The sequence below is a fragment of the Nonomuraea antimicrobica genome, assembly GCF_039536965.1.
Classification (GTDB): Bacteria; Actinomycetota; Actinomycetes; order Streptosporangiales; family Streptosporangiaceae; genus Nonomuraea; species Nonomuraea antimicrobica.
On the sequence record NZ_BAAAZP010000216.1, the window covers coordinates 23,580 to 29,865 of the forward strand.

At 73.2% G+C, this 6,286-nt stretch carries 7 protein-coding genes; 2 read left to right on the forward strand and 5 right to left on the reverse strand.

The annotated features are described in order from the left end of the window. The first annotated feature begins 74 nt into the window (after positions 1-74). The gene (locus ABD844_RS46485; RefSeq protein WP_344894182.1) at positions 75-674 is read left to right on the forward strand and encodes a hypothetical protein; all 600 of its coding nucleotides are present in this window, start codon (positions 75-77) and stop codon (positions 672-674) included. Between the two features lie 142 nt (positions 675-816). On the opposite strand, the gene ABD844_RS46490 is transcribed toward ABD844_RS46485, so the two are convergent. The 5 genes from ABD844_RS46490 to ABD844_RS46510 all read right to left on the reverse strand — a co-directional run bounded on the left by ABD844_RS46490 (position 817) and on the right by ABD844_RS46510 (position 5,041). After that, entirely contained in the window at positions 817-2,010 is a 1,194-nt protein-coding gene (locus ABD844_RS46490) for a ferric reductase-like transmembrane domain-containing protein (RefSeq protein WP_344894185.1), read from the reverse strand. Positions 2,011-2,129: 119 nt separating this feature from the next. Continuing rightward, on the reverse strand, positions 2,130-3,134 hold the full coding sequence (locus tag ABD844_RS46495; RefSeq protein WP_344894188.1) for an FAD:protein FMN transferase: 1,005 nt from the start codon (positions 3,132-3,134) through the stop codon (positions 2,130-2,132). A 3-nt stretch (positions 3,135-3,137) separates the two neighbouring features. Then, positions 3,138-3,827: a DUF2271 domain-containing protein gene (locus ABD844_RS46500; RefSeq protein ID WP_344894191.1), complete on the reverse strand. Its 690-nt coding sequence runs from the start codon at positions 3,825-3,827 to the stop codon at positions 3,138-3,140. Between the two features lie 167 nt (positions 3,828-3,994). Further along, positions 3,995-4,588: a TetR/AcrR family transcriptional regulator gene (locus ABD844_RS46505; protein ID WP_344894194.1), complete on the reverse strand. Its 594-nt coding sequence runs from the start codon at positions 4,586-4,588 to the stop codon at positions 3,995-3,997. Positions 4,589-4,651: 63 nt separating this feature from the next. Beyond that, positions 4,652-5,041 (reverse strand): hypothetical protein, encoded by a 390-nt coding sequence (locus ABD844_RS46510; protein WP_344894196.1) that lies wholly within the window; start codon positions 5,039-5,041, stop codon positions 4,652-4,654. A gap of 136 nt (positions 5,042-5,177) precedes the next feature. On the opposite strand from ABD844_RS46510, the gene ABD844_RS46515 reads away from it, so the two are divergent. Then, positions 5,178-6,286: serine/threonine-protein kinase (locus tag ABD844_RS46515; protein WP_344894199.1), on the forward strand; the 1,109-nt coding region annotated here is incomplete at its 3' end.

Below are 6,286 nucleotides of genomic sequence, written 5' to 3' on the forward strand. Positions count from 1 at the left end.
CTCAGCTCTGTCTCAGCCGCGCGTTGCCATACTGACGCCCGGTCCAGAACACGTTCGGGGGAACCGTGGCAGTCGTGGAGCAAGAAGCGCAGGTCACCGGCCTGCCCGGCGCAGCGGCGAAGCGGGTCCGCATCAGCATCGTGCTGGGTGCGTGGGGCCTGTTCTACACCTGTTATCGCGCCTACTACGCGCTGGGCGGGACCGTCGGCATGTTCGGCACACCCGCGTCGTATCAGCAATGGCGAATGGTCAACGCGTTCGGGGCGGGCATCCTGCTGGTCGCCGCAGTGCTGCCGGTGGCGACGCTGCCGTTGTGGCGCCGGTCCCACGGGCGACTCGTTCTGCCGGCCATATGCTGGGCGGTGACGGTGGGGTGCGTCATGCACGCCCTGATCAACGGCATCCAGCGGGCCCTGAGCCTGGCCGGCGTGATGCAACTGGATCTGCCGTTCTGGAAGACGATCGACCATCGCACGGCCGATCTTCAGGATCTCCTGTTCAATGAGCCATGGTTCCTGGTGGAAGGGCTCCTGTGGGCCTGGCTCGCCTTGTCGAGCCTGAGCCCCGGTACGGCGAGACGCCGATGGCTGATCAGCGCCGGGGTCGCGATCGCCGTCCTCACCGTGGTCGGCATGCTGAGCGCAACCGGGGTGATCGGCACTTTCATCGTGTAGGCCACGTCTGCTCGGCACCGCCGGCCGCTGCCAGCGGTGGATCAACAGGTCGTCGTTCCCACCGCGACCGGCGCTTGCGTTCAAGGTTGCGTGTCCTGGTTGATCACGTTTGAGGCGCGGAGCTGGATTCTGAACGCTGGGCTCACCACTCGAAGCGCTCGACGAACAGCCGCTTCGCCGGTACCCCACGCGCCCGCAGCTCCCTGACCATCGGCGTCACGAAGCCTGGGGCGCCGCACACGAAGTAGGCGGCGTCCGCGGGGGCGTCGCGGGTGACGCGGGCCGCGGTGAGCCGTTCCCTGTCGGGGTGGGCGAGGTGGTAGCGGGGGCCGAGGCGCCGGACGAGGTCGCGGCCGTAGATCGGGTGGCGGGCGGCGTGGAAGAGGGTGGCGTCCGGGTGCCGCAGGGCCAGCGCCACGAACGGGGTCACCCCGATCCCCGACGCCACCAGCACGGCCGGACGGTCGCGGAGCTGGGCCTCCCGGGTGAACGTGCCGTACGGGCCGTCCACCAGCACCGTCGCGCCCTCGGGCAGGTCGCGCAGGCGGGCGGTGAACGGCCCGGCGTCCTTGACCGCGAACACCAGCTCACCGGTGGCGTCGTCGGCGCGTACCACGCTGAAGGGGTGCGACCTCGACAGGAGTCCGACGCGCAGATGGCAGAACTGGCCGGGCAGCGGGCTCCTGACGCCGCGCCCGCGCAGCCGGTACACGGTCACGCCGCCCGGCAACCGCTCCGACGCCGTCAGCCGGTACCGCGCGGCCCGCAGCGACCCGGCCACCCGCCACACGGCCACCCCGCCGAACCCCGCCGCCAGCCCCAGCCAGTACGCCCGCAGCCAGGGCAGCTCGGCGAGGAACGTACCGATCCCGTGGGCGTGCACGAAGACCAGGGCGACGAGCGGATACGACAGGTAGTGCACCCGCTGCCAGAGGCGGTGGCGGGTGGCGGCGCGCAGGAGCGTGCTGCTCAGCCAGAGCAGCACGAACATCATCAGGGCCAGGCGGCCGAGCGAGGTGTAGGCCGACTCGACCCAGGTGAAGTCGACCAGCACGAGGTACGCGAGGCCGTGCCGGTCGGCGATCATCTCCAGGAGGGGGTGGAGCAGCACGAAGAACGCGCCAAGAGTGCCCAGCCAGGCGTGCGCGGCCATGATGCGGCCCCGGTCGGCGCTGAGGCGGCGCGACACCTGGCGGGCGCCCAGCAGGATCTGCCACCACATGGCCAGTGCGCCCAGCATCCCGGCCACGCCCGCCACACCGGGGAGGGGGCCGCCCACCAGGTCGGGGTTGAGGAGGGGGTAGGCGAACGGGAGGGCGGACAGGGCGATCGCCACCGCCAGCCACCTGATCCGTAACGGCCGCACCCTCGGCCCCCGCCGCCGTCCGCCATCCCGCCGTTGCCGTTCCCGCCGCCGACCATCACCTCGCGACACTCGCGCGACCGTCACCCCCATCACCCCGCCACCTCCGCCGCCCCGACCTCGGTCCCTTCGAGGTGCGGGTGGAGAGGGACTCCGCGCTCGACCCCGGTCCCCTCGGGCTGGAGGTGAGGAGAGAGCCCGTGCTCGGCCCTGGTCCTCTCGGGGGTGAGGAGGGTTCCGGCGCGCGTCACCAGCAGCGGGCGGGCGGACGGGGCGCGGGCGGACAGCCAGCGCGGTCCTTCCTCCGTGCCCAGGATGACCAGGCACTTGGCGTGGACCTCGGCCGCCCCCAGGTCGTCGGTGACGACGGTGGCCTGCACGCAGTCGGACTCGGACGGCCGCCCGGTGCGGGGGTCGATGAGATGGTGCAGCCGGTTCCCCTCCGGGCCGGTCCAGCTCCTGCGGGCCACGCTGCTGGTGGCGACGGCCACGAGCCCGGCCGGGAGTCCCAGGGTGACCAGCGAGGACCCGGCGTCGAGCGGGTGCTCCACGCCCACCAGCCACGGCGGGTCGGACGGGTCGCGCCAGCAGACCAGGTCCCCGCCCGCGTCGATGAGCCCCCGGCGCACCCCGCGCGAGCGCAGCGCCTCGGCGGCCTTCTGCACGCTCCACCCCTTGACGAACCCTCCGAGGTCCACGCCGAGCCCGCCCTCGACCCGCACGGTCCTACGACCGAAGTCCACCTCCACGGCACCACCCGAGCGATGGGCCGAGGGACCGGGCGGGGAGTCGGGGGCGGGGCTGCGTCCCAGGTGGGCGAAGTCCACGGTGTAGCCCGCTCGGGACACCTCCCCCGCCAGCCACGGCGAGAAGAGCCCGTCCGTGGCCTCCGCGTACCGGATGGCCTCGCCCAGCGCGGTCAGGAACAGCTCGGAGACCTCGACCACGCCGCCCCCGTTGACCCGCCCCGTGTCGCTCGTCGCACGGAAGCGGCTGAACGTGCGCTCCACCCGCCGCAACCACGCGAAGACCGTCGCCGCCTCGCCCGGGGTGAGTCCGGCCACCATCACCTGCGTCCCCATGAGGTGCTCGCGCACGGCTCACGACCCCCGGGTGAAGGTGGTCACCAGCGCCGGGTCCAGTGGTTCGCCGGGGCTGAAGGAGGCGCGGACGTCCGCGATCATCGTCCCCTCGGCGCGCGCGGCCTCGGGCAGGTACTCGACCCGCGCCGAGGACGAGTCGGCGGCCTCCCCCAGCGTGATCGAGCCGGTGAACAGCACGCGGTTCTCCCACAGCAGGTTGCCCTCGACCCGGTAGACGTAGGTGCCTTCGGGCACCGGGTGGCCGTTCCTGTCGGTGCCGTCCCAGTAGAGGGAGTGGTCGCCGCCGTCCTGGGCGGGCCGGCTGGCGCTCTGGATCTCCGCCTCGGTGGCGGACTCCCAGCCGGCGCTCTCCCGCCACCTGGGCAGCGACATCGGCCGCCGTACGTAGCCGCCGTTCGCGGTGTAGCTGGTGGCGAACAGCGTGCGGACGTACCGGCCATCCGCGTCCTCGATCCAGACGGCGAGCTGGTTGCTGGCGTGCTGGGGCAGCCGGGTGAGGCGGTAGTCGACGCGTACGAGGCCGAGCGAGTCCGCGGCCGGTCGTGACGGTGCGGCGCTCCGCGCCGGTACGGCCGCCGCCGGAGGGGTGACGGGCTGCCCGTACAGCAGTTCGGCGCCCGTGGCGGCGACGGCGACCCCGCTGATCACGACGATCGGCATGACGAGCCGAATGGATTTGTCGGGCAAGTGCCACCCTTTCCCCCGAAAGTCACCCTAAATCAGGACTTGCAGGGACGAGCCTAGGAAGATCACCCGAAAAACCGTGTGAAGGACCCCGTGACGCACCCTTGGCCTGGGGCGCGCGCCACGGGACGGCGACCGGCCCTGAGCGTGTCCTGAAGTGAGGGGCGGGGTCAGGCCGGGCCGACGGTCTCTTGGCGGAGCAGGGTCAGCGCGGCGTGTTTGGCGAGGGCCGCCGCGTCGGGGTCGGCCTGGTGGTCGGCCAGCACTGTGGCGCCCTCCAGCAGGGCCAGGAACTGTCGGCCCAGCCGGTCGGGGTCGGCCGCGCCGGACCGGCGGGCGATGCCGGTCAGCAGTTCGAGGTGCCGGGCGAGGTGGCGGGCGGCCACGTCCCGGGGAGCGCCCGCGTGCCGCTGCACGGCCGCGTTGACGATCGCGCAGCCACGGAAGCCGGGCTGGGCGTACCAGCGGCCGAGCGCGTCGAAGACGGCGGCGAGTTGCGCGGCCGGGTCCTCCCCCGCCGCGTCCGCCGCGTCGCGCAGCCACCGCACCACCCGGTCGCTGCGTGCTTCGAGCACGGCCAGGACGAGCCCGTCCTTGGAGCCGAAGTGCCGGTACAGCGTCTCCTTGGATGCCCCGACGGCCGCGCACAACTCGGCCACGCCGATGCCGTCGAGCCCGCGTTCGTACAGGAGGCGGGTGGCGGTGTCGAGGATGGTGGCGCGGGTCTGCGCCGGGTCGAGGGTCGCGCCTTTGGGTACGGGCATGCCCGGATCGTACCGGACGGTACGAAGTCCGTGAACGGCTCACACGGCCGCGACCGTCCCCGGTCAGCTCTTGGGCGCCAACCGCAGGACGGCCTTGCCCGCGGACAGGGAGACCACCTGCACGCCGATGCGGTTGACCGACCCCGACGTGCCCTTGCCGAGCATCGCCTGCGACGCCACGCCGGGCCCGGTGCCCTTGACGAGCACGGTATCGGCGGTGAAGGAGATGGCGAGCCTGGTGATGCCGAAGCGGGAACCGCTGACCCGGAACGAGACGCTCCCGGTGAGGGTGAGGTCGCACTTGCCGTCGTAGCAGGCCCGCAGGTTCGGCTTGGCCGTGGCGAGCGCGTGGGCGGTCTGCGCGGACGCTCCGGTGGCGGTCAGAGACACGGCGGCCGGGGCCAGGGCGATGGACGCGGCCGCCGCCAGGGCGGTGGCGATCGTGGCGGGCATGATTCTCCTTGGCGTTCCACTCATGGATGCACGAAACCTTTGCTCGGGGTCGGCCTGCCCAGTGTGTGCGGGTCCGGCCGGGACCGGTCCCGGGGAAACGCTGCGTGTTCGATCTCTCACTCGATAGATTCGGTATGTGCGCTTCCTGCAGCGGTGTTCGGGACCACAGGAGAAGGGGACCACGGTACGCCCGGGCGAGACCGTCGACGGGCGTTACCGGCTGGCGCGGAGCCTGACCCGAGGGCGGACCGGCGAGGTGTGGCTGGCCCGCGACCTGGAGCTGGGCAGGGACGTCGTGCTCAAGCGGATGGCCGTCGACGGGGCGGCCGGGTTCGACCGGTTATGGGCTGAGGCGCGGGCACTGGCGAGGTTCAGCCATCCGCACGTGGTCACCCTCTACCACGCCGTACGCGGAGGGCGGCGGCGGGCCACGTCGTGGCTGGTGATGGAGCACGTGCCCGGCGGCAGCCTGGAGGGCCGGCCGCCGTTGCCGCCGGAGGTGGCGGCACGGATCGGCGCCCAGATCGCCGGCGCGCTGGCCGCCCTGCACGCCGAGGGCATCGTGCACTGCGACATCAAGCCGGGCAACGTGGTGGTCACCGCCGACGGCACGGCGAAACTGGCCGACTTCGGGGCCGCGTACCGGGTGGGGGGTTCCGAGACCATCACGCCGAACAGCGCAGTCAGCTACACCCCCGACTATGCCGCGCCGGAGGTGGTGCGGGGCCGGCCGGAGCCGAGGTCGGACGTCTTCTCGCTCGGCGCCATGGTGTACGCGCTGGTGGCGGGCAGGCCGCCGCGACGAGACGGCGACCAGGCGGCGCGCGAGCCGGTCGACGCGGACACCACCGCGCGGGAGCCGGTCGACGCCTACATCGCCGCGCGGGAGGCCGCCCGGGGGACGGTCGCGCTGGACCTCGACGTCGGCCCTCTGACCGGTGTGCTGGCGGCGATGCTGCGGCGCGATCCCGGCGAACGGCCCGACGCGGCCGATGCGCGGCGGCGGCTGGAGGAGATCGCCGCCCCGGCGGGCCCCATCCCGGCCCTCGCCGCCGGTCCCGACCACGAACCCGATCCCGGCGGGCTCCCGGCCCTGGTCCGTGACCTGCCCGCGCTCGTCAGGGCGCTGCCGGATCGCGTACGCGGCCTGCCCGCGTCCCTCAGGGGCCGCCCGGCGGGCGTGGCCGTGACGGCGCTGCTCACCGCGGTCGTCCTCGCCGCCGCCGGCGCGCTGTGGGCCTGGGG